The 26,192-nt window shown below is 61.0% G+C and carries 21 protein-coding genes and 3 tRNA genes; 20 read left to right on the forward strand and 4 right to left on the reverse strand.

The annotated features are described in order from the left end of the window. Positions 1–10: 10 nt before the first annotated feature. From glmM to J3P86_RS03805, 13 genes are all read left to right on the forward strand, one after another. Positions 11–1,348, forward strand: coding sequence for a phosphoglucosamine mutase (gene glmM, locus J3P86_RS03745; RefSeq protein ID WP_434626166.1), 1,338 nt, complete (start codon positions 11–13; stop codon positions 1,346–1,348). A gap of 66 nt (positions 1,349–1,414) precedes the next feature. Further along, positions 1,415–2,170 carry a triose-phosphate isomerase gene (gene tpiA / locus J3P86_RS03750; RefSeq protein WP_305496904.1) on the forward strand — a complete coding sequence of 252 codons (756 nt, stop codon included), beginning with the start codon at positions 1,415–1,417 and terminating at the stop codon, positions 2,168–2,170. Positions 2,171–2,174: 4 nt separating this feature from the next. Next, positions 2,175–2,558 (forward strand): preprotein translocase subunit SecG, encoded by a 384-nt coding sequence (gene secG, locus J3P86_RS03755; protein ID WP_025211789.1) that lies wholly within the window; start codon positions 2,175–2,177, stop codon positions 2,556–2,558. A gap of 21 nt (positions 2,559–2,579) precedes the next feature. Next, a tRNA-Leu gene (locus J3P86_RS03760) sits at positions 2,580–2,665 on the forward strand. Between the two features lie 97 nt (positions 2,666–2,762). Continuing rightward, positions 2,763–2,839 (forward strand) — tRNA-Met (locus J3P86_RS03765). Between the two features lie 138 nt (positions 2,840–2,977). Next, on the forward strand, positions 2,978–3,436 hold the full coding sequence (rimP, locus tag J3P86_RS03770; RefSeq protein WP_053118762.1) for a ribosome maturation factor RimP: 459 nt from the start codon (positions 2,978–2,980) through the stop codon (positions 3,434–3,436). A 59-nt stretch (positions 3,437–3,495) separates the two neighbouring features. Then, the gene (gene nusA / locus J3P86_RS03775; protein WP_434699482.1) at positions 3,496–4,977 is read left to right on the forward strand and encodes a transcription termination factor NusA; all 1,482 of its coding nucleotides are present in this window, start codon (positions 3,496–3,498) and stop codon (positions 4,975–4,977) included. A 27-nt stretch (positions 4,978–5,004) separates the two neighbouring features. Continuing rightward, positions 5,005–7,524, forward strand: a complete 2,520-nt coding sequence (gene infB, locus J3P86_RS03780; RefSeq protein WP_434626165.1) for a translation initiation factor IF-2 — start codon at positions 5,005–5,007, stop codon at positions 7,522–7,524. 159 nt (positions 7,525–7,683) lie between these two features. Further along, entirely contained in the window at positions 7,684–8,085 is a 402-nt protein-coding gene (gene rbfA, locus J3P86_RS03785) for a 30S ribosome-binding factor RbfA (RefSeq protein WP_181287552.1), read from the forward strand. Positions 8,086–8,088: 3 nt separating this feature from the next. Beyond that, complete coding sequence (gene truB, locus J3P86_RS03790) at positions 8,089–9,006, forward strand: tRNA pseudouridine(55) synthase TruB (protein ID WP_434626164.1); 918 nt, start codon at positions 8,089–8,091, stop codon at positions 9,004–9,006. A gap of 143 nt (positions 9,007–9,149) precedes the next feature. After that, positions 9,150–9,419 carry a 30S ribosomal protein S15 gene (rpsO, locus tag J3P86_RS03795; protein WP_011332409.1) on the forward strand — a complete coding sequence of 90 codons (270 nt, stop codon included), beginning with the start codon at positions 9,150–9,152 and terminating at the stop codon, positions 9,417–9,419. A 194-nt stretch (positions 9,420–9,613) separates the two neighbouring features. Beyond that, positions 9,614–11,719 carry a polyribonucleotide nucleotidyltransferase gene (gene pnp, locus J3P86_RS03800; protein WP_305496899.1) on the forward strand — a complete coding sequence of 702 codons (2,106 nt, stop codon included), beginning with the start codon at positions 9,614–9,616 and terminating at the stop codon, positions 11,717–11,719. A 125-nt stretch (positions 11,720–11,844) separates the two neighbouring features. After that, positions 11,845–11,920, forward strand: a tRNA-Thr gene (locus J3P86_RS03805). An 11-nt stretch (positions 11,921–11,931) separates the two neighbouring features. Here J3P86_RS03805 and J3P86_RS03810 read toward each other — a convergent pair. Continuing rightward, on the reverse strand, positions 11,932–12,477 hold the full coding sequence (locus tag J3P86_RS03810) for a hypothetical protein (protein WP_434658321.1): 546 nt from the start codon (positions 12,475–12,477) through the stop codon (positions 11,932–11,934). A gap of 299 nt (positions 12,478–12,776) precedes the next feature. Between J3P86_RS03810 and J3P86_RS03815 the strand changes: the two genes are divergently transcribed. Continuing rightward, positions 12,777–13,082, forward strand: coding sequence for a DUF6388 family protein (locus tag J3P86_RS03815; RefSeq protein ID WP_434602788.1), 306 nt, complete (start codon positions 12,777–12,779; stop codon positions 13,080–13,082). Between the two features lie 39 nt (positions 13,083–13,121). On the opposite strand, the gene nadC is transcribed toward J3P86_RS03815, so the two are convergent. Further along, positions 13,122–13,970, reverse strand: coding sequence for a carboxylating nicotinate-nucleotide diphosphorylase (gene nadC, locus J3P86_RS03820; RefSeq protein ID WP_434626163.1), 849 nt, complete (start codon positions 13,968–13,970; stop codon positions 13,122–13,124). Between the two features lie 267 nt (positions 13,971–14,237). On the opposite strand from nadC, the gene J3P86_RS03825 reads away from it, so the two are divergent. The 4 genes from J3P86_RS03825 (at position 14,238) to J3P86_RS03840 (ending at position 20,177) form a co-directional block, all read left to right on the forward strand. Then, positions 14,238–16,448 carry a DUF1631 domain-containing protein gene (locus J3P86_RS03825; RefSeq protein ID WP_434699483.1) on the forward strand — a complete coding sequence of 737 codons (2,211 nt, stop codon included), beginning with the start codon at positions 14,238–14,240 and terminating at the stop codon, positions 16,446–16,448. Between the two features lie 64 nt (positions 16,449–16,512). Continuing rightward, positions 16,513–17,073 (forward strand): 1,6-anhydro-N-acetylmuramyl-L-alanine amidase AmpD, encoded by a 561-nt coding sequence (gene ampD, locus J3P86_RS03830; RefSeq protein WP_434569850.1) that lies wholly within the window; start codon positions 16,513–16,515, stop codon positions 17,071–17,073. Beyond that, positions 17,070–17,879 (forward strand): regulatory signaling modulator protein AmpE, encoded by an 810-nt coding sequence (ampE, locus tag J3P86_RS03835; RefSeq protein WP_434699485.1) that lies wholly within the window; start codon positions 17,070–17,072, stop codon positions 17,877–17,879. The genes ampD and ampE overlap by 4 nt, the downstream gene beginning before the upstream one ends. Before the next feature lie 1,593 nt (positions 17,880–19,472). After that, the gene (locus J3P86_RS03840; RefSeq protein WP_434674501.1) at positions 19,473–20,177 is read left to right on the forward strand and encodes a methyl-accepting chemotaxis protein; all 705 of its coding nucleotides are present in this window, start codon (positions 19,473–19,475) and stop codon (positions 20,175–20,177) included. 117 nt (positions 20,178–20,294) lie between these two features. Here J3P86_RS03840 and J3P86_RS03845 read toward each other — a convergent pair whose 3' ends face one another. Beyond that, entirely contained in the window at positions 20,295–21,071 is a 777-nt protein-coding gene (locus J3P86_RS03845) for a TatD family hydrolase (RefSeq protein WP_434699486.1), read from the reverse strand. A 20-nt stretch (positions 21,072–21,091) separates the two neighbouring features. Next, positions 21,092–22,087: a catabolite repressor/activator gene (gene cra / locus J3P86_RS03850; protein ID WP_434626158.1), complete on the reverse strand. Its 996-nt coding sequence runs from the start codon at positions 22,085–22,087 to the stop codon at positions 21,092–21,094. Between the two features lie 287 nt (positions 22,088–22,374). Between cra and ptsP the strand changes: the two genes are divergently transcribed. Next, positions 22,375–25,239 (forward strand): phosphoenolpyruvate--protein phosphotransferase, encoded by a 2,865-nt coding sequence (gene ptsP / locus J3P86_RS03855; protein ID WP_434626157.1) that lies wholly within the window; start codon positions 22,375–22,377, stop codon positions 25,237–25,239. Further along, entirely contained in the window at positions 25,239–26,180 is a 942-nt protein-coding gene (gene pfkB / locus J3P86_RS03860; RefSeq protein ID WP_434699488.1) for a 1-phosphofructokinase, read from the forward strand. The genes ptsP and pfkB overlap by 1 nt, the downstream gene beginning before the upstream one ends. Positions 26,181–26,192 lie beyond the last annotated feature (12 nt).

A 26,192-nucleotide genomic window follows, 5' to 3' on the forward strand; every position in this document is an offset into this window, starting at 1 on the left:
CGGAGCACTTATGAGCAAGAAATATTTTGGCACCGACGGTATTCGTGGTCGGGTCGGCGAATACCCTATTACCCCCGATTTCATGCTCAAGCTCGGCTGGGCCGCCGGCATGGCGTTCCGCAAGATGGGCGCATGCAAGGTGCTGGTCGGCAAGGACACGCGGATTTCCGGCTACATGTTCGAATCGGCTCTCGAGGCCGGCCTTACGTCGGCGGGTGCCGATGTGATGTTGCTGGGCCCGATGCCGACGCCGGCCATTGCCTACCTGACCCGTACATTCCAGGCCCAGGCGGGTATTGTGATCAGTGCTTCGCACAATCCTCATGACGACAACGGCATCAAGTTTTTCTCTGGCAAGGGCACCAAGCTGCCGGATGAAATCGAGCTGATGATCGAAGAGCTGCTGGATGCGCCGATGACGGTGGTCGAGTCGAGCAAGATCGGCAAGGTGTCGCGGATCAACGATGCATCGGGCCGTTATATCGAGTTCTGCAAAGGCAGTGTTCCAACCGGTACGAGCTTTTCCGGTCTGAAAATCGTTGTCGATTGCGCGCATGGCGCAACCTATAAGGTCGCGCCCAGCGTTTTTCGCGAATTGGGCGCCGAGGTGGTGGTGCTCTCTGCCCAGCCCAACGGGCTGAACATCAACCACAATTGCGGCTCGACCCATACCGAGGCATTGCAGGCTGCGGTCCTGGCCGAACATGCCGATCTCGGGATCGCTTTCGACGGTGACGGTGACCGGGTGTTGATGGTCGACCATACCGGTACGGTCGTTGATGGTGATGAGTTGCTGTTCATCATCGCGCGCGATCTGCATGGTCGCGGCAAGCTGCAGGGCGGCGTGGTTGGTACGTTGATGAGCAACCTCGGGCTTGAATTGGCCTTGGCGGATCTAGATATCCCATTCGTCCGGGCTAATGTCGGCGACCGCTACGTGATCTCGGAATTGCTGGAGCGCAACTGGGTGATCGGAGGCGAGAATTCCGGCCACATCGTCTGCTTCGACCATACCACCACCGGTGATGCGATCATCGCTGCGCTGCAAGTGCTGATGGCGCTCAAGGCCCGTAACGAAGGGCTGGCGCAGTCGCGCCAGGCGCTGCGCAAATGTCCGCAAGTATTGATCAATGTGCGTTTTGGTGGAGGTGTCAGTCCTCTTGAACATGCGACGGTCAAGCAGGCCAGCGAGCGCATAACACAGGCAATGGCCGGGCGTGGACGGGTGTTGTTGCGCAAGTCTGGCACGGAGCCTTTGGTGCGCGTCATGGTCGAAGGCGAGGATGAAGTACAGGTCCGCGGTTATGCCGAAGAGCTGGCGAAGCTGGTTACTGAAGTTTCTGCCTGAATTCGGCTTGCCAGTCATGAATCCGTTGGGTAACATCTGCGCCCACTTTGACCGACGAGGTACAGCATGCGTCGCCCTATGGTAGCTGGTAACTGGAAGATGCACGGTACCCGCGCCAGCGTCGCTGAGCTGATCAAGGGCCTTCGTAACCTGGCCTTGCCAAGCGGTGTTGATGTGGCGGTGTTCCCGCCTTGCCTGTATATCAACCAAGTGGTTGATGGCTTGAAAGGCAAGTCGATTTCGGTCGGTGCACAAAACTCTGCAGTGGAATCCATGCAGGGTGCGTTGACCGGTGAAATCGCGCCGAGTCAGCTGGTGGACGCAGGGTGTTCACTGGTCCTGGTCGGTCATTCCGAGCGTCGCCTGATCATGGGCGAGCAGGACAAGACCCTGATTCGCAAATTTGCCGCGGCACAGGCTTGTGGTCTGATTCCGGTGTTGTGCGTAGGGGAGACCCTCGAACAGCGTGAGGCAGGCAAGACTCTCGAAGTTGTCGCTCGCCAGTTGGGCAGCATCATCGAGGACCTGGGTGTCGGTGCGTTTGCAAAGGCAGTCATCGCTTACGAGCCGGTCTGGGCCATTGGCACCGGGCTGACTGCTTCGCCTCAACAAGCGCAGGATGTGCACGCCGCCATCCGCGCGCAGTTGGCGCAAGAAAATTCTGAAGTGGCACGAGGTGTGCGGCTTCTATACGGCGGCAGCGTGAAGGCGGCCAATGCGGTCGAACTGTTCGGCATGCCGGATATCGATGGGGGGCTCATTGGTGGAGCGTCCCTGAATGCAGATGAGTTCGGTGCGATCTGTCGCGCCGCGGGAAACTGAAAAAATGCTGGAAACAGTCGTAGTCGTTTTTCATCTGCTGGGCGCACTGGGTGTAGTTGCTCTCGTATTGCTGCAGCAGGGTAAAGGTGCGGATGCTGGTGCGTCTTTCGGTGCAGGTGCTTCAAATACTGTATTCGGAAGCCAAGGTTCCTCTACCTTTCTTAGTAAGTTTACTGCTATACTCGCCGCCGGTTTCTTCATAACCAGCTTGGGGTTAGGTTACTTTGCTAAAGAGAAGGCTCATGAGCTGACTCAGGTAGGTTTGCCAAACCCAGCGGTGTTGGAAGCGCCAAAGCAACAACCGGCTTCTGATGATGTCCCGGTGCTTCAAGAGCAAAAGTCGGCCAATCCGGCGACTGACGTACCTCCAGCTCAAGAGCAGAAGTAAGAAGGTTTCAAACGCTGTATTGCCGAGGTGGTGGAATTGGTAGACACGCAACCTTGAGGTGGTTGTGCCCATAGGGTGTAGGGGTTCGAGTCCCCTTCTCGGTACCAATTATCAGGAGAGCCCGCAATTGCGGGCTTTCTTGTAGGTGGAAGCGTTACATTGACCCTGTAAAGGATCGGTCGTATACTTCCGCCCCAGCTTTGTCGCGGGATGGAGCAGCCTGGTAGCTCGTCGGGCTCATAACCCGAAGGTCGTCGGTTCAAATCCGGCTCCCGCAACCAGTTTCAGGGCCCCTTCCAAGGGGCTTTTTGTTAGCTGGACATTTACAACGCCGCTGTTCGACGGCGTTTCAGGGATGGGCGATTCGCCCATTTTTTTTTATTTGCATGGCATGCACATACATGCACGAGGGGGTTCAGGTGTCGAGCAAGCTAGAACAGTTGCAGGCCTTGTTGGCCCCGGTGGTCGTGGCCCTTGGCTATGAATGCTGGGGTATTGAGTTTTCGGCTCAAGGTCGCCACTCACTGTTGCGCGTTTATATCGATAAGGAAGGCGGCGTGTTGGTGGATGATTGCGCCATCGTCAGCCGTCAGATCAGTGGTGTGCTGGATGTTGAAGATCCCATCACCTCCGAATACACCCTTGAAGTTTCCTCGCCTGGCATGGAACGCCCTCTGTTCACTCTTGAACAGTTCGCTTTGTTTGCCGGTGAACAAGTGAAGATCAAGCTGCGCTCGCCCTTTGAAGGCCGACGCAACTTCCAAGGCCTTCTGCGCGGTGTGGAAGAACAGGATGTCGTGGTGCAGGTAGATGACCATGAGTTTCTGTTGCCGATCGATATGATCGACAAGGCCAACATTATTCCCAGTTTTGACTGATACGTGCCAGATACTGCGGATCCCGCGGATCCAATGGCTTGCGAAAGGCGAGGCGTACGATGAGCAAAGAAGTACTGCTGGTTGTTGAGTCGGTATCCAATGAAAAGGGCGTACCGGCTAACGTTATTTTTGAAGCACTGGAGCTGGCCCTGGCCACTGCTACCAAGAAGCGCTTCGAAGACGAAGTTGATTTGCGTGTGGAGATCAATCGCCACACCGGTGCCTACGAGACTTTCCGTCGCTGGACGGTAGTCGAGGAGGCCGACCTGGATGATCCGGCTATCGAAACCTGGCCGAGCAAGGTTGCAGAAACGCATCCTGCCGCCAAGGTGGGTGATGTCGTCGAAGAAAAAATCGAGTCCATCGAGTTTGGCCGCATTGCTGCACAGACTGCCAAGCAGGTCATTGTGCAGAAAGTTCGCGAAGCCGAGCGCGCGCAAGTCGTCGATGCCTATCGCGAGCGCCTGGGAGAGATCATCTCCGGCACCGTTAAAAAAGTCACCCGCGACAACGTGATCGTTGATCTGGGCAACAATGCCGAAGCATTGCTGGCCCGTGAAGACATCATTTCTCGCGAAACTTTCCGTGTTGGCGTGCGGTTGCGTGCGCTGCTCAAGGAAATCCGCACCGAGAACCGCGGCCCGCAGCTGATCCTGTCGCGTACCGCGCCGGAAATGCTGATCGAGTTGTTCCGCATCGAAGTGCCGGAAATTGCTGAAGGCCTGATCGAAGTAATGGCCGCCTCCCGTGATCCGGGTTCGCGGGCCAAGATCGCGGTCCGCTCCAAGGACAAGCGCATCGACCCGCAAGGTGCCTGCATCGGCATGCGTGGTTCGCGCGTCCAGGCCGTATCCGGCGAGTTGGGCGGCGAGCGTGTGGATATCGTCCTGTGGGACGACAACCCGGCTCAGTTCGTGATCAATGCCATGTCGCCCGCTGAAGTGGCGGCAATTATCGTCGACGAGGATGCCCATGCCATGGACATCGCCGTTGGCGCAGACAATCTCGCTCAGGCCATCGGTCGCGGTGGTCAGAACGTGCGTCTGGCTAGCCAATTGACTGGCTGGACCCTGAACGTGATGACCGAATCGGACATCCAGGCCAAGCAGCAAGCTGAAACCGGCGACATCCTGCGCAACTTCATCGAAGAGCTTGAAGTCGATGAAGAGCTGGCGCAGGTGCTGGTGGATGAAGGCTTTACCAGCCTGGAAGAGATTGCCTACGTACCGGTGGAGGAAATGCTCAACATCGACGGCTTTGACGAGGACATCGTCAACGAGCTTCGCGCTCGTGCCAAGGATCGCTTGTTGACCAAAGCCATCGCTACTGAGGAAAAGCTGGCAGACGCCCATCCGGCCGAAGACCTGCTCTCGCTTGAGGGCATGGACAAGGATTTGGCGATGGAACTGGCGGTGCGCGGCGTAATTACCCGCGAAGACCTGGCCGAGCAGTCTATTGACGATCTGCTCGACATCGACGGCATTGACGATGATCGTGCCGGCAAGTTGATCATGGCCGCCCGAGCCCACTGGTTCGAGTAATTAGGCGCGGCCTGAGGAGAGAAGTGCATGACGCAAGTCACGGTGAAACAACTGGCCGATGAGGTCAAAACACCGGTAGAGCGCCTGTTGCAGCAGATGCGTGAGGCAGGTCTGCCGCACACCGCCGCCGAGGAACATGTGACCGACAGTGAGAAGCAGTCCCTGCTCACTCACTTGAAGAGCAGTCACAAGGCGAAAGTGGAAGAACCGCGCAAGATCACTCTGCAGCGTAAAACCACCAGCACCCTGCGTGTTGCCGGTAGCAAAAGCATCAGCGTTGAAGTACGCAAGAAGAAAGTCTTCGTACAGCGCAGCCCGGAAGAAATCGAAGCCGAGCGCAAACGCGAACTGGAAGAACGTCGCGCGGCAGAAAATGCTGCACGTCAGAAGGCTGAAGAAGAAGCCAAGCGTCGCGCCGAAGAAGAAGCGCGTCGCCAGCCTGCTGCTGCGCAATCTGCTCCAGCCGAAGTGGTCGAGACACCTGCGGCGGCAGCTGAGCCAGTGCGTGAAAGCGCACCTGTCCTGGCAGCTGCTCCGGCGCCGGCGGACACCCGCAAGCGCGACGAACAGCGTCGTCCGGACAAACCACGTGCCGACGATAACCGTCGTGGCAGTGGCGATGGCGAGCGCAAAAACGCTCCTCATCGTGCTTCGGTCAAGGAGAAGGCGCCTGCGCCGCGTGTTGCGCCACGTACCACCGACGAAGAAAGCGATGGCTTCCGTCGCGGCGGTCGCGGCAAGGCCAAGCTGAAGAAACGCAACGCCCACGGTTTCCAGAGCCCTACCGGCCCTGTCGTGCGTGAAGTGAAGATCGGCGAGACCATCACTGTGGGCGATCTGGCCCAGCAGATGTCGGTCAAGGCTGCTGAAATCATCAAGTTCATGTTCAAGCTGGGCACGCCAGCCACCATCAACCAGGTACTGGACCAGGAAACTGCCCAACTGGTCGCCGAAGAGCTGGGCCACAAAGTGACCCTGGTCAGCGACACCGCCCTGGAAGATTCCCTGGCCGAGTCCCTGAAGTTTGAAGGTGAAGCTGTTTCCCGTGCGCCGGTCGTGACCGTCATGGGTCACGTTGACCACGGTAAAACCTCGCTGCTCGACTACATCCGTCGTGCCAAGGTAGCCGCTGGCGAAGCCGGTGGTATCACCCAGCACATCGGCGCGTACCACGTTGAAACCGACCGCGGCATGGTGACGTTCCTCGATACCCCGGGCCACGCCGCGTTTACCGCGATGCGTGCCCGTGGTGCCAAGGCAACCGACATCGTGATCCTGGTGGTTGCAGCGGACGACGGCGTGATGCCGCAAACCATCGAAGCCGTTCAGCATGCCAAGGCTGCTGGCGTGCCGCTGGTGGTTGCGGTGAACAAGATCGACAAGCCGGGCGCCGATCTCGATCGCATCCGCAGCGAACTGTCGGTCCACGGCGTGACCTCCGAAGAGTGGGGTGGCGACACTCCTTTCGTTCCGGTCTCGGCGAAGATGGGTACCGGCGTTGACGAACTGCTCGAAGCCGTTCTGTTGCAAGCCGAAGTTCTGGAGTTGACCGCTACACCTTCGGCTCCTGGCCGTGGCGTGGTCGTTGAATCGCGTCTCGACAAGGGCCGTGGTCCGGTCGCGACCGTCCTGGTTCAAGACGGTACCCTGCGTCAGGGCGACATGGTGCTGGTCGGTTCGAACTATGGCCGCGTGCGCGCCATGCTCGACGAGAACGGCAAGCCAATCAAGGAAGCCGGTCCGGCTATCCCGGTCGAGATCCTCGGTCTGGACGGTACCCCGGATGCTGGCGACGAGATGAGCGTTGTGGCTGACGAGAAGAAGGCCCGTGAAGTGGCTCTGTTCCGTCAAGGCAAGTTCCGCGAAGTCAAACTGGCTCGCGCTCACGCCGGCAAGCTGGAAAACATCTTCGAGAACATGGGCCAGGAAGAGAAGAAGACGCTCAACATCGTCCTCAAATCCGACGTCCGTGGTTCGCTCGAAGCGTTGAACGGCGCCTTGAATGGCCTGGGTAACGACGAAGTGCAAGTGCGCGTTGTCGGTGGTGGTGTCGGTGGTATCACCGAATCCGACGCCAACCTGGCACTCGCTTCCAACGCTGTACTGTTCGGCTTCAACGTGCGTGCCGATGCCGGCGCGCGCAAGATCGTCGAGCAGGAAGGCCTGGATATGCGTTACTACAACGTGATCTACGACATCATCGAAGACGTCAAGAAAGCCTTGACCGGTATGCTCGGCAGCGACGTTCGCGAGAACATCCTGGGCGTGGCCGAAGTGCGCGATGTGTTCCGTTCGCCGAAGTTCGGCGCGATCGCCGGTTGCATGGTGATCGAAGGTGTCGTTCACCGTAACCGTCCGATCCGCGTATTGCGTGAAGACATCGTGATCTTCGAAGGCGAGCTGGAATCCCTGCGCCGCTTCAAGGATGACGCTTCCGAAGTACGTGCCGGCATGGAATGCGGTATCGGCGTCAAGAGCTATAACGACGTCAAGGTCGGCGACAAGATCGAAGTCTTCGAGAAGGTCCAGGTTGCTCGCAGCCTCTGACTCGCGTACTTCAAGAGCCGTACCGGGCAGTCGCATGAATATGCGCTGCCTGGCTGGCGGACTCTAAACGCAACGCCCGGTCTGGCTTTTGCCAGGCCGGGCGTTTGCCGCTTTCAGACCTCACGGGTTTGACCGTGGGGCAGTAACAGGTAACAAGACATGGCAAAAGAATATAGCCGTACCCAACGAATCGGCGATCAGATGCAGCGCGAGCTGGCCCAACTGATCCGTCGCGAAGTCAAAGACCCGCGCGTCGGCCTGGTGACCATCACCGCTGTTGAAGTCAGCCGTGACGTCGGTCACGCCAAGATCTTCATCACGGTGATGGGGCAGGACAGCGCCGAAGAAATTGCCCAGAGCATCAAGGTGCTCAACTCGGCAGCCGGTTTCCTGCGCATGCAACTGGCGCGGGAAATGAAGCTGCGCAGCGTTCCACAGCTGCACTTCCACTACGACGAAAGCGTCGTGCGGGGCGCGCATCTGTCGGCGCTGATCGAGCGTGCCGTGGCTGAAGACAGTCAGCATCCGGCTGCCGCTGAACCCGAAGACACCAAGGAGTAATCGGTGGCTCAGGTCAAACGTATCCGTCGTAACGTCAGCGGCATCATCCTGCTCGACAAGCCGTTGGGATTTACCTCCAACGCGGCGTTGCAGAAGGTTCGCTGGCTGCTCAATGCTGAAAAGGCCGGGCACACCGGCAGCCTCGATCCACTGGCTACCGGCGTGCTGCCGCTGTGCTTCGGCGAGGCGACCAAGTTTTCCCAATACCTGCTCGATTCCGACAAGGGTTATGAAACCCTGGCGCAACTGGGCAAGACCACCACCACGGCGGATGCCGAAGGTGAGGTTTTGCTGGAGCGTCCGGTGACCGTTGGTCAGGCGGATATCGAGGCGGTGTTGCCGAAATTTCGTGGGCAAATCAGTCAGATACCGCCGATGTACTCCGCGCTCAAGCGTGATGGACAGCCGTTGTACAAACTGGCCCGTGCAGGCGAAGTAGTGGAGCGCGAACCGCGTTCTGTTACTATTGCGCGCTTGGAATTGCTGGCCTTTGGCGGTAATACTGCACGGCTCGCCGTGGATTGCAGCAAAGGCACCTATATCCGTACCCTGGTGGAGGATATCGGCGAGCAGCTCGGCTGTGGCGCGTACGTGGCGGAATTGCGACGGACCCAGGCCGGGCCTTTCACCCTGGCCCAGACGGTCACGCTGGAAGAGCTCGAAGCGGTACACGCCGAAGGCGGCAACGAAGCGGTCGACCGTTTCCTCATGCCTTCGGACAGCGGTTTGCTCGATTGGCCGCTGCTGCAGTTCTCCGAACACAGTGCGTTCTACTGGCTCAACGGCCAGCCGGTGCGCGCTCCGGATGCGCCGAAGTTCGGCATGGTCCGGGTGCAGGATCACAATGGTCGCTTCATCGGTATCGGTGAAGTGAGCGAAGACGGGCGTATCGCGCCGCGTCGATTAATTCGGTCGGAATGACCGGAACCAGCCTGTGTAACAACAGGCTGGCGAGTGTGGCTGTTAACAGGCACGGTCACTACTCATTTATAGATACAGGGATTTGTCCCTGGCCTGTTGAAGCTGTTTCCTCGGAACAGTTTCCTGACTAAAAGGATTGCCTCATGGCTCTCGACGTTCAAGAAAAAGCTCAAATCGTAGCTGACTACCAGCAAGCTGTTGGTGACACTGGTTCGCCAGAAGTGCAAGTTGCACTGCTGACCGCCAACATCAACAAACTGCAAGGTCACTTCAAGGCCAACGGTAAGGATCACCACTCCCGTCGTGGTCTGATCCGCATGGTAAACCAGCGTCGCAAGCTGCTGGACTACCTGAAAGGCAAGGACGTGAGCCGTTACAGCGCTCTGATCGCTCGCCTGGGTCTGCGTCGCTAATCAGCGATTGCGCTAGAGGTTGGTGGTCTGTCGTACGTCAGTGGGTTTCCCGCTGGCGCGTGGCAGGCTCCCAGCCTCAAGTTTTATCTGGATACACGTTTTACCCTGGACAGGCGTCGGGCCGATTCCCGTCATTGCCCAAGAATTTCGCAAGAAGACAAGTTCCCCAAGAGCCACAAAGAAGGTAGGACACCGTGAACCCGGTAATCAAAAAATTCCAGTTCGGTCAGTCGACCGTTACCCTCGAGACTGGCCGTATCGCCCGTCAGGCCTCCGGCGCAGTGCTGGTCACCGTTGACGACGACGTCAGCGTATTGGTGACCGTCGTCGGTGCCAAGCAGGCCGATCCAGGCAAGGGTTTCTTCCCTCTGTCTGTGCACTACCAGGAAAAGACCTACGCCGCGGGCAAGATCCCTGGCGGTTTCTTCAAGCGTGAAGGCCGTCCTTCCGAGAAAGAAACCCTGACTTCCCGACTGATCGACCGTCCGATCCGTCCGCTTTTCCCTGAAGGTTTCATGAACGAAGTGCAGGTTGTCTGCACCGTCGTTTCCACCAGCAAGAAGACCGATCCGGACATCGCTGCGATGATCGGTACCTCGGCTGCGCTGGCGATCTCCGGCATTCCTTTCGATGGCCCGATCGGCGCTGCCCGCGTTGCGTTCCACGAAAGCACCGGCTACCTGCTGAACCCGACCTACGAGCAACAGAAGGCATCGAGCCTGGACATGGTCGTGGCCGGTACTTCCGAAGCCGTGCTGATGGTTGAATCCGAAGCCAAGGAACTGACCGAAGACCAGATGCTGGGCGCCGTGCTGTTCGCCCACGACGAGTTCCAGGTGGTCATCAACGCCGTCAAGGAACTGGCTGCCGAAGCCGCCAAGCCAACCTGGACCTGGGCTCCTCAGCCAGAAGCCACCGAGCTGCTTGGCGCGATCCGTGCCGAGTTCGGCGAAGCGATCTCCCAGGCCTACACCATCACCATCAAGGCCGACCGCTATGCGCGTCTGGGCGAGCTGCGTGACCAGGTCGTTGCCAAGTTCTCCGGCGAAGAAGGCCAGCCATCGGCCAGCGACGTCAAGGCGGCTTTCGGTGAAATCGAATACCGCACCGTTCGCGAAAACATCGTCAACGGCAAGCCGCGTATCGACGGTCGCGACACTCGCACCGTGCGTCCGCTGAACATCGAAGTCGGCGTTCTGCCAAAGACCCACGGTTCGGCGCTGTTCACCCGTGGTGAAACCCAGGCGCTGGTCGTTGCGACACTGGGCACCGCCCGTGACGCGCAACTGCTCGACACCCTGGAAGGCGAAAAGAAAGACCCGTTCATGCTGCACTACAACTTCCCTCCGTTCTCGGTGGGCGAGTGTGGTCGCATGGGTGGCGCCGGTCGTCGCGAAATCGGTCACGGCCGTCTGGCCCGTCGTTCGGTCCAGGCCATGCTGCCGGCCGCTGACGTGTTCCCGTACACCATTCGCGTGGTATCGGAAATCACCGAGTCCAACGGTTCGAGCTCGATGGCTTCGGTCTGCGGCGCTTCCCTGGCCCTGATGGACGCTGGTGTGCCGATGAAGGCGCCGGTGGCCGGTATCGCCATGGGTCTGGTCAAGGAAGGCGAGAAATTCGCCGTCCTGACCGACATCCTGGGTGACGAAGACCACCTGGGCGACATGGACTTCAAAGTGGCCGGTACCGCCAAGGGCGTCACCGCACTGCAGATGGACATCAAGATCAAGGGCATCACCGAAGAGATCATGGAAATCGCCCTGGGCCAAGCCCTGGAAGCGCGCCTGAACATCCTCGGTCAGATGAACCAGATCATCGGTCAGTCCCGTACCGAACTGTCGGAAAATGCTCCGACCATGATCGCGATGAAAATCGACACCGACAAAATCCGTGATGTCATCGGTAAAGGCGGCGCGACTATCCGTGCGATCTGTGAAGAAACCAAGGCTTCGATCGACATCGAAGACGACGGTTCGATCAAGATCTTCGGCGAAACCAAGGAAGCGGCAGAAGCAGCACGCCAGCGCGTCCTGGGCATCACCGCAGAGGCCGAGATCGGCAAGATCTACGTCGGCAAGGTTGAACGCATCGTCGACTTCGGTGCGTTCGTCAACATCCTGCCTGGCAAGGACGGTCTGGTTCACATCTCCATGCTGAGCGATGCTCGCGTCGAGAAAGTGACCGACATCCTGAAAGAAGGCCAGGAAGTGGAAGTGCTGGTACTGGACGTGGACAACCGCGGCCGTATCAAGCTGTCCATCAAGGACGTTGCAGCAGCCAAGGCGTCGGGCGTTTAATCACTCCCTCGCTTGACCGCTGAACAAGCAAACGCCCCGACTGGTTCGGGGCGTTTTGCTGTGTGCTGAAAATCCCTTCAGGGCAGGTTGCCTGTCCCCCGGGGACGATGCTAGGTTTAGCCACCGCCCGTGTAGCTCAGTCGGTAGAGCAGCGCACTCGTAACGCGAAGGTCGCAGGTTCGATTCCTGTCTCGGGCACCAATCCCCCCTGGTTATTTCACCTTCCTGCTCAGTTCCTCGACCGTGCGTTTGAGCTGTGTCAGCTCGTTGTCCTGATCGCTGAGCTCCCGTTTCAGGGACGAAATTTCGCTGCTGCTCGAACTTGAGCTGGAACCGCTGTTGCGCTTGAGTTCTTCCACTTGCTTGCCAAGGTCGTTCAGATCGCGTTCCTGTTCCTTGATGATGCGCTTGAGATCGTCTATCTCCTTGCTGCTGGAGGTGGAGCTGGAGCCACTGTTGCGTTTGAGTTCTTCGATTTGTCGGGCCTGCTCGCCAAGGGTGCGCTTCTGACTGTCCAGCTCGGCGGTGTTGTCCTTGACTGCTTCTGGTAATTTTTCCAGGTCACCCACGTTGATATTGGTCTTGATCAGAACATCCTTGTCGAATGAGTTGCGAAGCAGCGGGATCGTGTCAGACGGCAGAGGGGGGCCGGAGGAAACTTCGACAGCCGCTTGAACGGCACCGATCAAGCTCAGGCTGCCGAGCAGGAGGGACGTGGTAGCAAACCGGGTCGACGAGCGTTTCGCAAGACTGCGCATCATTGGGTTCCTGAAGAAGTGCCGATATGGCACATCGCTACGACTGGTTGCCATGACAAATGTTCGTGGGCACCTTGCCGTCAGGCATGAAATTTTTTCTGCGGTGGATGTAAAGAGCCGTGTAAATCGTTGCCAAAACATCCTATATTCGTCACCTGCATGAGCATCGCCCAGCAGTTTTCAGATGATCCACGAATGGTTCTGAAGGCCAGGAAAACCGAGCTTCCAACGGCTTCCTGCGTCAGAGAGATCCTTGATGATCCAGATCCATCTTCCATTCCCAGATCAGCGAGAACGCCATGACCGCTAAAGAATTGTCCCAAGAAGCCAGGCACGAAGAAGCCCTGGAAAAGTACCTCGAAGAAACGCCGCAGTTGCGCGATGAGATCAAGGACTTGTCCGCCGATGACCAGAAAGACCAGGTCCAGTGGGCGTTCGAGGATGAGGCCGAAGCCCAGGGCCTGCAGCCTTGGGAGCTGACGCTCAAGTACACCAGTACGCCGGAAGAGTTCGAGGCGCAGCGCCTTGTCTTGCACAAGGAGGCGGCCGAGGTGTTGGGTGTGGATTGGGATGAGTACTGCGAGATGAATAATCTGGTGGTCTGAAAAAAACGCCAGCCTCTTAAAGGCTGGCGTTTTTTTTTGTCAGAGGCTCAAGCGCATCGACAGGTCCACGGCTTTGACGTCCTTGGTCATCGCACCGATGGAGATATAGTCCACGCCGGTCTCGGCAATCGGGCGCAACGTGCTTTCGTTGATGCCGCCGCTGGCTTCCAGTTTCGCCTTGCCGCCGTTCAGGCGCACGGCTTCGCGCATGTCGTCCAGGCTCAGCTCGTCGAGCATGATGATGTCGGCATCGGCCGCCAGCGCTTCTTTCAATTCCGCCAGGCTTTCCACTTCGATCTCCACCAGCTTGCCCGGTGCGATCTTGTGGGCGGCGCTGATGGCCTGGGCAATGCCACCGCAGGCGGCGATATGGTTTTCCTTGATCAGAAAGGCATCGTAAAGGCCGATGCGATGGTTATGGCAGCCGCCGCAGGTGACCGCGTACTTCTGGGCCAGGCGCAGCCCGGGCAGGGTCTTGCGGGTATCCAGCAGCTTGACCTGGGTGTCGGCAACAAAGTCCGCCAAATAGCGGGCCCGGGTGGCAACGCCCGAGAGCATCTGCAGGAAGTTCAGCGCGCTGCGTTCGCCCGTCAGCAGTGAGCGGGCCGGGCCTTCGAGGTGGAACAGGGCCTGGTCGGGGCTTGCCCGGTCGCCGTCGCGCACTTGCCAATGCACCGCGACGCGGGGATCCAGTTGTCTGAACACCGCATCGACCCAGGCCGTGCCGCTGATGGTCGCGGCTTCCCGGGTGATGATGGTGGCCTTGGCCAGGCGTTCGGCGGGGATCAGTTGTGCGGTGATGTCGCCGCTGCCGATGTCTTCGAGCAACGCACGGCGCACGTTGGCTTCGATTTCGGCGGTCAGATCGGCGAGGCGTAGATTCGGCATGACGGGCTCCACAAACAAAGTGGCCGGATTATAGGGCCAGGCCGCAGGCGAACCCAAGGCGCCACTTGCGCGCTGCCGGATGAAACCTGCATTTGGTCGCATGCCCGCAACATTTTCCCGATTGTCCTGTCAGTTGTTCCGAGTATTTCGAGCTGGTTCACAAGTGTCCACTGGTGCGACAGGGTTCTTTTACCCGATAATCCGCCTTTCGATTGACGCCATGACTTTGACGTCGCGAACCGAAGAATGCCCTTTCAGGAGGCCAGGATGCACAACGACGGGAATGTAGTGCCTTTGCACAAGGCGTCTACCGATCAGGCGAGTCGCTCGCCGCTCGCCCGCCTGCCTGTGATTCTGCTTCAGGTTCGCGACAAGGCTGCGCAGCAGTTGCGCCTTGGCTTGCAGGAATTGTTCGATAATGCTGACGATACCTTGTTCGAAATGGCCGATCGGGCGCGGAACGATGTGGAGCAGAACCTCTACTTCGAAGCCATGCGAGACCTGCGGCTGAAACGCAAGAGCATCGAACGTGAATTCCTCGAGCAGTTTTTCGAGGCGTTCGTCAATCTTGCCCAGTACGATCTGACCCAGGCCACCCTCGCGCCCGTATTGGGCGCCATACCGGCCCAGCGAAACCATGATGACCTCGAACGCCGGCTGGCGGTGGAAACCATGGTCACCCGGGTGCTCAGTCGCGATGGCCTGTCTCTCGATCAACTCACGGCGCGCCTCGGCGCGTTACTGTCGCGGCCCCTGGCGAACCAGCACAACCCCTTGAGCCCGGCCCTGCTGTGTGAGAATTTTCTCCAGGCCGGGCGTAACCTGGGCGTAGGCATCAAGGTCAAACTGATCCTGCTCAAGCTCTTCGAGCGGTATGTGCTCAGCGAATGCGACAACCTTTATTCCGAGGCCAATCAGCTATTGGCGGCAACCGGGATCTTGCCGGATCTGAAGGTTTCTCCGTCGCGGCGGGCCTCGGACCGTGTCGAAGAGCCTGTTCGGCCCAGCACTGCCGGGCCTGCCAGGCCAAGGGTCGACGATGTCGATGACAGCGTGCACGAAGTCTTCGCCGCTTTGCAGAAGTTGTTGGTCCAGGTGCGCGGCAGTGTCGCGCCTACCCTTGAGCCCAGTGCACCGGCCCAGCCAATCACGACCCGTGACCTTTTGCGCTTGTTGTCTCATTTGCAGCAATACGTGCCGGCCCCCTCGGTTCAGGATGACTTCGACCTGCGCAGCCAGCTTGAACAGCTGTTGACCCGGGTCAGCGTCAAGAGCGGCAAATCCCGCGTGGTCGAAGGCGCCGACGAAGATGTGATCAACCTGATCGCGATGATGTTCGAATTCATCCTTGATGACCGTAACCTGCCGGACTCCCTCAAGGCCTTGATCGGCCGGCTGCAGATCCCGATGCTCAAGGTCGCGGTGCAGGACAAGAGTTTTTTCAGTCGCAATAATCATCCGGCGCGCCGGTTGCTCAATGAAATCGCAGCGGCGGCGATGGGTTGGGGTGATTGCGATGATCATCAGCGCGACAGCCTCTACCTGCGCATCGAGCAGGTGGTGCAGCGTCTGTTGAACGACTTCGTCGACGATCCGGCGATATTTTCCGAAGTGCTGGCCGATTTCCTGGCGTTCACCAGCGACGAGCGCCGCCGCTGTGAATTGCTTGAGCAGCGCATCCGTGACGCCGAAGAGGGAAGGGCAAAGGCCGACCTGGCTCGACAGCGGGTCGAAGGGGCACTGAACCAGGTCATGCTGGGCAAAGTCCTGCCCCAGGCCGTAGTAGATTTTGTACAGCAGGCCTGGAGCCAGGTGCTGCTGCTGACCGGCTTCAAGCATGGCGAGCATTCAGCCGAATGGCGGGCCGACGTGCTGACCCTGGAACAATTGGTCTGGAGTGTCCAGCATCACGAAGAGTCCGATGCGGGCCTGCGTTTGCTGGCGATGGTGCCGGAGCTGCTCAAGGCCCTGCGCGAGGGGCTGAGTCGCTCGGCGTTCGATCCGTTCGCCACCAGCGAATTCTTCAGCGAGCTGGAACTGCTTCATGTCCAGGCCCTGCAGCGGCTGGGCCAGGCAACGGAGGCTGGCGAGCCGGTGGATCTGCCGGTCATGGTCGAAGTGGCGGAACCCATCGTCCTTCGCACTGCGCCACAGACGCCCGCGCAGGAGCCGACCGTGCGTTTGCCGGCTGATGATGCAGGCCTGCTTCAGGTCGATCAATTGCGCCTGGGATGCTGGGTAGAGTTCCAGGAAGACGAAGACAACAGCCTGCGTTGCAAGCTGGCGGCAATCATCCAGGCCACCGGCAAGTTCGTTTTCGTCAACCGCACCGGCCTCAAGGTCCTGGAGCACAGCCGCACCAGCCTCGCCCTGGAGTTCCGCCGGGGAGCGGCACGTCTGCTGGACGACACCCTGCTGTTCGACCGGGCATTGGAGTCTGTTCTCGGCAACCTGCGCCAGCTCAATCGCGGCAAGTGATCGCGCAGCCGACGTAGATCGCGGCATACTGGCGGCACTCACCGTCGTCATCGAAGGAACCCGTATGCAGCTGGACCCCGTGAGCGGTTGGTGCGATGGCGTGCGTCATTGCCCTTCGCCCAATTTCAATGCGCGCCCCGAAGGCGAGATCTCCCTGCTGGTGATCCACAACATCAGCCTGCCGCCGGCACAGTTCGCGACTGGCAAGGTGCAGGAATTTTTCCAGAATCGTCTGGATGTCACGGAACATCCCTACTTTGCCGGTATTGCCGACCTGCGTGTCTCTGCGCATTTTCTGATCGAACGTGACGGCGCCGTGACGCAGTTTGTCTCTTGTCTGGAGCGTGCGTGGCATGCGGGGGTTTCGTGCTTCGAAGGGCGGGAGACGTGTAACGATTTTTCCATAGGCATCGAGCTTGAAGGCACCGATGATCTGCCGTTCACCGACGCGCAATATGTCGCGTTGGTGGACCTGACCCGGCAGCTTCGCGCGGCGTTTACGGCGATCACGGTGCAGCGCATCTGTGGGCACAGCGACATTGCTCCGGGGCGCAAGACCGATCCGGGACCGGCATTCGACTGGGCGCGCTATCGCGCGGCCCTGACAGAAGGGGAAGGACAATGAGTTTTCTGGTGTTGCTGCTGGCAGTCTGGATCGAGAAATTCTCGGCCCTGCGCCAGCGGGTCCAGCGTGACGGCGGTTGGCTGGGCGAGCTGAACAAGCTCGAAGCGAGCCCACGCTGGGTCAATCGGCCCTGGCTGGTGCTGATGGTGATGGTGCTGTTGCCGGTGGCGCTGTTGGCGTTGCTGCTGTGGGTGCTGGAGCCGGTGGCCTATGGTCTGCTGGCACTGCCGGTGCACCTGTTGGTGGTGATCTACAGCCTGGGGCGCGGCGATCTGTTGGCTGAACTCGGCCCGTTTCGCGACGCTTGGCGCCGTGAAGATCTGCAGGCAGCGAATCATGTGGCCAAGCGCGAGCAGTTGCTGGAGCGGGTCCAGGGGCACTTGCTGTGGCAGGCGTACCAGAGTTTTTTTGCGGTCATCTTTTGGTATTTCCTGCTGGGCCCGGTGGCTGCCCTGAGCTATCGATTGCTCGCCCTTGCCGCCGAACACAGCCACAACCCCGGCGTGGCCGAGCGTGCGGCGCAGCTGCGCCACGCGTTTGATTGGGTACCGGTGCGGTTGTTGGCGGCGAGCTTCGCCCTGGTGGGCAACTTCGTGGCGGTCAGCCGGGTGATGCTGCACGAACTGCTGAACTGGAACATCAGCGCGGCCGACCTGATCAACAAGGTCGGCCTGGTGGCCGGCGAGATCCCGACTCCCGTCGCCGGGCCGGACGGCATCAACAGCCTGGATCGGCTGTGGGAACTGCTGTTGCGCGCGGCAGTACTCTGGTATGCCGGGTTTGCGTTGTGGACGGTGTTGGCCTAGGCAAGCGAGTCGGTTGTGGCGAGGGGATTTATCCCCGCTGGGGCGCGAAGCGGCCCCCTCGCTTTTGGAAGCCAGATACCAGGGGCTGCTTCGCAGCCCAACGGGGATAAATCCCCTCGCCACGACTGAGCCGGGTCATTCCTCTCGTTAACCTTAAGTTACAAATCTCCTCGCCGATTTAGGCTATACAGAAGCAGCGTCCGCATAGTGGCCTTCTGCTGCCTGCCCGCGCGCCTATAAAAATAAAAATTATCGGGAGACTTCCTTGTGAAGAGTTTGCTCTGGCCCGCCGTCGCCCTGATGAACCGCCTGAGCTTCGGCATGAAGTTCAGCCTGATCAGCGTGTTGTTCCTGCTGCCGATGCTGGTGACCAACTTCTTTCTGGTACGTGACTCCTACCGGGAGTTTCAGGGCACCCAAGTCGAGTTGCAAAGCCTCGACTTGCTGGGCAGCAGCCTGACTCTGCGCCGCGACCTGGAGACCTTGAACAACCTGGTGCAGATCAATGCCAGCCTGGGCCAGTCCGGCAAGGCGGGCGACGTGGAAAGCCGGATCAGCACCCTGGAGCAACAGATTCTCGCGCGCCTCCAGGGCATGCAGGCGATGGCCGCAGAGCCCGAGCACGTCAGCGCCTTCGATGCCAAGCGCGACGAAATGATTGCCGCCTTCAAGGCCCAGCAGGCCGAAAGCTCACTGCAAAGCAAAAGCGCGTTGATCGGCAGGTTGCTCAACAATGCGCAAATATTTGGCCAGGTCATCGCCAGCCAGGCGGGCCTGAGCCGCGACAACCAGGGCGACATCCGCCAACTCAGCGACCTGATGGTCGGCGTGACTCCCAAGGTCACCCAGATCCTGGGCGAAGGGCGTGCGCTGGGGGCTTCGTCGTTGGGCTTGGGGTTCCTCAATTCTGCTTCGAGCACCCGGTTTGACGAGTTGCTGGTACAGGTCGAAAAACTCCAGGGCGAATATGATCTTAAATTGCAGGACGCCCTTGGCTCCAGCAAGGCGGCCGGACAAGCGCTTGCCGAGCAGGCTGGCGCCAGCAGGAGTTCTCTCAAGCAGGCCGCCGAACTGATCGAGGAACAGGTGGTGATGGCTGATACGCTCGACGCCCCCTGGTCGGCGTTTTACCAGCAGGTCAGCGGCCTGATGGAACAGACCTATCGGCTGAACGAAGTGACACTGGGCTTTCTCGGTGTCCAGTTGCAGCACCGCCTGGAGCAGAACCGCAGCCACATGGTGCTGCAAGCGGTGGCACTGGCGGTGGTGTTCCTGTTGATTTTTTACCTGTACGCCGGTTTTTATGCCTCGACTCGCACCACGCTCAAGCATTTGGGCGCAATGATGGACAAGGTTGCGGCCGGCGACATGACGGTCAATTTCGTGGCGCGCAGCAAGGATGAGTTGGGGGAGCTGGGTGAAGTGTTCAACGGCACCGTGGCGAAAATCCATGACCTGATCGAGCAGGTCGGTCGCACGGTTGCCGAGGTCGAGCGCCAGGCCGGTCAGGTGCAAGCCGTGTCTGCCCAGAGCAACCAGGCCGTGGCCGGGCAGCGCAGCCAGATCGAGCTGGTCGCCACGGCGATGAACCAGATGTCGGCCACCGCCCAGGAAGTCGCCAGCAGTGCCGCCGCGGCGGTCAGCAGCGCCCATAGCGTGAACGATGAAACCCTCAGCGGGCGCGGCCTGGTTGAGTCACAGCAAAGCAGCATCGCCCGGCTGGCCAGTGAAATCGATCAGTCGGTGCAAGTGATCAATCAACTGGCCACCGACAGCCAGGCCATCAGCCGTGTACTGGACGTGATCAAGAGCATCGCCGAGCAGACCAACCTGCTGGCGCTCAATGCCGCGATCGAAGCGGCCCGGGCCGGCGAGCAGGGGCGTGGGTTCGCGGTGGTGGCCGATGAGGTCCGTACCCTCGCCAAGCGAACCCAGCAATCGACCGAGGAAATCGAAGCGATGATCAGCCGGCTGCACAGCGGCGTGGGCGCCGCCGTCAAGGCCATGGGCAGCAGTCATGAGATGGCCAGCGGCACCGTCGGCCAATCGGAAAGGGTTCAGCAGGCCCTGGAAAATATCCTCGGCGCCGTTGGCATGATCGTCGACCAGAACCAGCAGATCGCCGCTGCCGCAGAGCAACAGACGGCGGTAGCCCATGACATCGACCAGAACATCGTCGAGATCAACCGCGCCGGCGAGCGCACCGCCGAGGGCGCGCACCAGACCGAAGACGCCAGCCGCGAGCTGTCCGCGCAGGTGGTGCAGCTCAAGCAATTAATCAATGCGTTTCGGGTTTGATTCCTGTGTCCACACAGTTCCAATGTGGGAGCGAGCCTGCTCGCGAAAGCGGCATATCACTCGCAGACAGGGTGTCTGGTACACCGCATTCGCGAGCAGGCTCGCTCCCACAGGTTGTCACCAATTGAACAGTTGGCGGGCGTTGGCCGTGCTGGCCTCGGCCAGTCGCTCCGGGCTGATCCCGATGATCTGCGCTAACGCCGCGCAAATCGCCGGCAAATGCGCCGGGCTGTTGCGCTGGCCGGGGAACATCGCCGGGGCCATGTCCGGTGAATCGGTCTCCAGCACCACCGCGTCCAGCGGCAGTTTTGGCAGCACCCGGTGCATGCGCAAAGCCTGCGGCCATGTCGCAGCGCCGCCGAGGCCGAGCTTGTAACCGAGCCTGATGTATTCGCGGGCCTCTTCGAAGCTGCCGGCGAAGGCGTGGATGATGCCGGTGCGGGTGGGGCGGATACGCTTCAGGGTCGCGATCACCGCGGCGTGGCTGCGGCGCACATGGATCAGTGCCGGCAGTTCGAACTCCACGGCCAGGCCCAGTTGTGCCTCGAACAATGCCTGCTGGCGATCACGGTCCAGGGTCTCGATGTAATAGTCCAGGCCGATTTCCCCCACCGCACACAACTGCCGATGCCCGGCCAGGCGGGCCAGCCAGTCACGTAAATGCTCAAGATCTTCGCCACGATGCTGATCGAGGTACACCGGGTGCAGGCCCAGCGCGGCATGCAGGTCGGGGTCGCTTTGCACGAGGTCCCAGACCCGTTGCCAGTTGTCCCGAGATACCCCCAGCAAGACCATTTGCCGAACGCCCAGGGCGCGGCTTTCGGCAAGCAGCGCCGAGCGATCCGCGTCGAAATCCGGGAAGTCCAGGTGGGTGTGGGTGTCGATCAGCTCCATGGTTCGATCCGGGAAAATCCTCAGCCTTGGTGGATACGCTGTTTGAACGTGCGGGCAATCGCCTGGACACCAGGCTGGTAGTCATCGTTCTCGATGGCTGCCAGCGCCAGTTCCAGCGCCTTGGCGGCGATCAGTTGATGCTGTTGGGACATGGCATTGACCGGCAGCGGCAGGAAATCCAGCAGTTGCGTGTCACCAAACGTGCCCAGGCGCAGCGGCCGCGACTTGAGCGGAAAATCATGCAGGGCGTCGAACACACCTTGCAGCAGTACATAGGACGTGGTGATCAGCGCATCGGGCAAATGCCCCAGGCGCGCGAGCATCTCGTCCATCAGTTGGCGACCGCATTCACGGCTGAACGACTCGCCGTGTTCGATCAACACCTGGCCGTCGAACCCGGCCAGCGCCTCGCGAAACCCCGCCGCCCGCTCCTGGCTGATGCTCAGTTCGGGACGGGCACTGATCAGCGCGATCTGCCGCGGGTGGGTGCCCAGCAGGCTACGGGTCAGTTGCAGGCTGGCCTGGCGGTCATCGCTGATCACCGAGCAGAAGTGCGCCGGTTCCATCACCCGGTCGATGGCGATGATCGGAATACCCTTGGCCTGGAGCTGACGGTAACTGTCATCCTCGGCCGGCAGGCAACTGGCGACGATCAGCGCATCGCAGCGCCGGGCGCGGAACAGTTGCAGCAATTGCCGCTCGCTGTCAGGCGCGTCGTCGGAACTGGCTATCAACAGTTGATAGCCCCGGGCGCGGGCGCCTTGTTCCAGGAGTTTGGCAATACGGGCATAGCTGGGGTTTTCCAGGTCCGGCAGGATGAAACCCAACGTCCGCGTGTGCCGGCTGCGCAGCCCGGCGGCCTGGGGGTTAGGCGTGAAGCCATGTTCTTCGACCACCGCCCGCACCCGTTCGACGGTCGCGTTGCTGATGCGTTGCTGTTCGGCCTTGCCGTTGATGACGTAGCTGGCGGTGGTGACGGACACACCGGCAAGCTGGGCGATATCACTGAGTTTCAACCCGGTTTTCCTTGTTTTTCGAGTGTGCCGCGACATTGAAGGCCCATCCTACCCGATTCGGCACGATGGTCACCCCCGAGGCGCTTTCGACAAGTTGCACTTCAAGGATGAGAGATTATCGAGTAACGTGCCAATCTTTCTAGATTAAACGTTTCAGCAAGCGTATTTTCAGGCTCTCGGGATTTTCTGGCCGCACTGCCGCGATACCGCCGGAAGCTGTCCCACACGCTAAGCTGATTCATTCAAAACAATACCTGGCGCCCACCGGACGCCAAAAAGGAGAAAGCATGCTCGAGCTCACTCTAGAGCAGATATCCATGGCCCAGGTGGCTGTGGATAAAGACGCCGCGCTGCAATTGCTCGCCGACAAACTGGTGGCCGATGGCCTGGTCGCCGAAGGTTACCTCGCCGGTTTACAGGCCCGCGAGGCCCAGGGCTCGACATTTCTTGGCCAAGGTATTGCCATTCCCCACGGTACCCCGCAGACCCGCGACCTGGTGTATGCCACCGGCGTGCGCCTGCTGCAATTCCCGGACGGCGTGGATTGGGGCGATGGCCAGATCGTCTACCTGGCGATTGGCATCGCGGCCAAATCCGACGAGCACCTGCGCCTGTTGCAACTGCTGACCCGCGCCCTCGGCGAGACGGACCTGGGTCAGGCCCTGCGCCGCGCCGGGTCTGCCGAGGCGCTGTTGAAACTGCTGCAAGGCGCGCCGCAGGAACTGGCGCTGGATGCGCAGATGATCGGCCTCGGCGTGTCGGCCGACGATTTCGAAGAACTGGTGTGGCGCGGCGCTCGTCTGTTGCGCCAGGCCGACTGCGTGAGCAACGGCTTCGCCGGTGTGTTGCAGCAGGTCGAGGCGCTGCCGTTGGGCGACGGCCTGTGGTGGCTGCACAGTGAACAGACTGTCAAGCGCCCTGGCCTGGCTTTCGTCACGCCGGACAAGCCCATCCGTTACCTCGGCCAGCCCCTGAGCGGACTGTTCTGCCTGGCCAGCCTCGGCGAGGCCCATCAGGCCTTGCTGGAAAGACTCTGCGCGCTGCTGATCGAAGGTCGCGGCCACGAACTGGGCCGCGCCACCAGCAGTCGCAAGGTCCTCGAAGTGCTGGGCGGCGAGCTGCCCGCCGACTGGCCCAGCGCCCGTATCGGCCTGGCCAATGCCCACGGCCTGCATGCACGTCCGGCGAAAATCCTCGCGCAATTGGCGAAAAACTTCGAAGGCGAGATCCGCGTGCGCATCGTCGACGGCCAGGACAGCGCCGTGTCGGCCAAGAGCCTGAGCAAACTGTTGAGCCTGGGCGCCCGTCGCGGCCAGGTCCTGGAGTTCATCGCCGAGCCGAGCATTGCCGCCGATGCGCTGCCGGCCTTGCTGGCCGCCGTCGAAGAGGGGCTCGGCGAAGAGGTCGAACCGCTGCCGCCACCGAGCGCGCCACGGGAAACCACCATCGCCGAAGTCGCCAGCGTGATGCTGGCGCCCGAATCCGGCAGCCTGCTCCAGGCGGTCGCCGCCGCACCGGGCATCGCCATCGGCCCGGCGCATATTCAAGTGCTGCAAGACATCGACTATCCGTTGCGCGGCGAGTCACCGGCCATCGAGCGCGAGCGCCTGCAAAAAGCCCTGAGCCAGGTGCGCCGCGACATCGAAGGCTTGATCGAGCGCGCGAAGGCCAAGGCCATCCGCGAGATTTTCATCACTCACCAGGAAATGCTCGACGATCCGGAGCTGACCGACGAGGTCGACACCCGCTTGAAGCTGGGCGAGAGCGCGCAAGCGGCGTGGATGGGCGTGATCGAAGCCGCCGCGAAAGAACAGGAAGCCCTGCAGGATGCCTTGCTTGCCGAACGTGCCGCCGACTTGCGGGACGTCGGCCGGCGGGTGCTGGCGCAGCTGTGTGGCGTGGAAACGCCGGCAGAGCCGGATCAACCGTACATTCTGGTGATGGACGAAGTCGGCCCCTCCGACGTCGCCCGCCTGGATCCGGCTCGGGTGGCGGGGATCCTGACCGCCCGGGGCGGCGCCACCGCCCACAGCGCGATTGTTGCCCGTGCCCTGGGCATTCCCGCCCTGGTCGGTGCGGGGGCAGCGGTATTGCTGCTGGCGCCGGGCACCTCCTTGCTGCTGGACGGCCAGCGCGGTCGGCTGCATGTCGACCCGGACGCCGCCACGCTGCAACGCGCCGCCGAAGAACGCGACACCCGCGAGCAGCGCCTCAAGGCCGCCGCCGAGCAGCGTCACCAACCGGCGCAGACCCGCGACGGTCACGCCGTGGAAGTGTTCGCCAACATCGGCGAAAGCGCCGGCGTCACCAGCGCGGTGGAGCAGGGCGCGGAAGGCATCGGCCTGCTGCGCACCGAATTGATTTTCATGGCTCACAACGAGGCCCCGGACGAAGCGACCCAGGAAGCCGAATACCGCAAGGTGCTCGATGGCCTGGCCGGTCGGCCGCTGGTGGTGCGCACCCTTGATGTGGGCGGCGACAAACCGCTGCCGTACTGGCCGATCGCGAAGGAAGAAAACCCCTTCCTCGGGGTGCGCGGCATCCGCCTGACCTTGCAGCGTCCGCAGGTGATGGAAGCGCAGTTGCGCGCCTTGTTGCGCTCGGCGGACAACCGTCCGCTGCGGATCATGTTCCCCATGGTTGGCAGCGTCGACGAGTGGCGCCAGGCCCGCGACATGACCGAGCGCCTGCGCCGGGAAATCCCGGTGGCGGACCTGCAACTGGGGATCATGATCGAAGTGCCGTCCGCCGCGCTGCTGGCGCCGGTGCTCGCCAAGGAGGTCGACTTCTTCAGCGTCGGCACCAATGACCTGACCCAATACACCCTGGCGATCGACCGGGGCCACCCGACTCTGTCGGCCCAGGCCGACGGCCTGCATCCAGCGGTATTGCAGCTGATCGACATCACCGTGCGCGCGGCCCATGCCCATGGCAAATGGGTCGGCGTGTGCGGCGAGCTGGCGGCTGATCCGCTGGCGGTGCCGGTGCTGGTGGGCCTGGGTGTCGACGAATTGAGCGTTTCGGCCCGCAGCATTGCCGAGGTCAAGGCGCGGGTTCGCGAATTGAGCCTGGCGCAAGTACAAACCCTGGCCCAAGAGGCCTTGGCCGTGGGCAGCGCCGACGACGTGCGCGCATTAGTGGAGGCGCTGTAATGGCGAAGATTCTTACCCTGACCCTCAACCCGGCGCTCGACCTCACGGTGGAGTTGGCGCGCCTGGAACCGGGCCAGGTCAACCGCAGCGATGCCATGCACGCCCACGCCGCCGGTAAAGGCGTGAACGTCGCCCAGGTGTTGGCCGATCTCGGCCATACGCTGACGGTCAGTGGATTTCTCGGCGAGGACAACGCCCAGGTGTTCGAGACGTTGTTCGCCCAGCGTGGCTTCGTCGACGCATTCATCCGCGTTCCGGGCGAAACCCGCAGCAACATCAAGCTGGCCGAGCAGGACGGCCGCATCACCGATCTCAACGGCCCGGGCCCAATGGTCGACGAAGCCGCTCAGCAGGCGTTGCTGGCGCGCCTTGAGCAAATCGCCCCAGGCCATGATGTGGTGGTCGTGGCGGGCAGCTTGCCCCGTGGCGTCAGTGCGCAATGGCTGCAGGCGCTGATCACGCGCCTGAAACAACTTGGCCTGAACGTGGCCCTCGACACCAGCGGCGAAGCCTTGCGCGTCGCCCTGGCGGCGGGGCCGTGGCTGATCAAGCCGAACACCGAGGAGCTGGCCGATGCGCTGGGCTGCGCCGTGGTCAGCGAATTGGCCCAGGCGCAAGCGGCGCAGCGCCTGCATGCCGAGGGTATCGAGCACGTGGTGATTTCCCATGGCGCCGACGGCGTGAACTGGTTCAGCGTCGGTTCGGCGCTGCATGCTTCGCCGCCCAAGGTGACGGTTGCGAGTACCGTGGGTGCCGGTGATTCGCTGCTGGCCGGCATGCTGCACGGCTTGCTCGGTGGGCACACGCCGGAGCAGACCCTGCGCAGCGCCACGGCCATCGCCGCCATGGCGGTCACGCAGATCGGTTTTGGCATCCACGACACCGCGTTGCTGGCGTCGCTTGAACAGGGCGTGCGCGTGCGCCCCCTGACAGAACAATAAGAGGGTTCGCAA

This window comes from Pseudomonas sp. D1-1, assembly GCF_051132225.1.
GTDB lineage: Bacteria > Pseudomonadota > Gammaproteobacteria > Pseudomonadales > Pseudomonadaceae > Aquipseudomonas.